Below are 450 nucleotides of genomic sequence, written 5' to 3'. Positions count from 1 at the left end.
GTCCACGAGGACGGCGAGGCGCTGATCGCGCGACTCTGCCAGACTTACTTCGACTCCGGCTACGAGATCGGAGCGGTCTTGAGGGACATGTTCAACTCAGACCACTTCAAGTCAGTCGCTGTCCGGTTCCGCAGGGTTAAGAGCCCAGCGGAGCTGGTCGCAGGGACGCTGCGGACTGCCCGGCCCTTCCCGCGACCGACGGTTGAGATGTTCCAGGTTGGTCTCGCCATCAACTATATGGGGCAGGAGCTCATGAACCCGCCTAACGTAGAGGGGTGGCACGAGGGAGCGGAGTGGATAGATAGCGGGTCTCTCGTCGAGAGGGTCAACTTCGCCTCCCGGTACCTTGGCAACCCGGACTCGCCCGGCGTTCGAGACATCGCGGACAGGCTCGCCTGCGAACAGCAGGCAAATATGGACTCGGAGATGTTGGTACGCTCCTGCCTGGAC

The 450-nt window shown here is 62.2% G+C and carries 1 protein-coding gene; it reads left to right on the top strand.

The window, feature by feature from the left end:
* Positions 1-450 (top strand): DUF1800 family protein (locus tag J4G14_15265; GenBank protein MCE2459148.1); only part of this gene is annotated, 450 nt, incomplete at both ends.

It is taken from the genome of Dehalococcoidia bacterium (genome assembly GCA_021295915.1).
Classification (GTDB): Bacteria; Chloroflexota; Dehalococcoidia; order Lucifugimonadales; family UBA1123; genus VXRN01.
The sequence above is the reverse complement of the archived record's forward strand: the minus strand, read 5'-3'. Positions and strand labels throughout refer to the sequence as shown.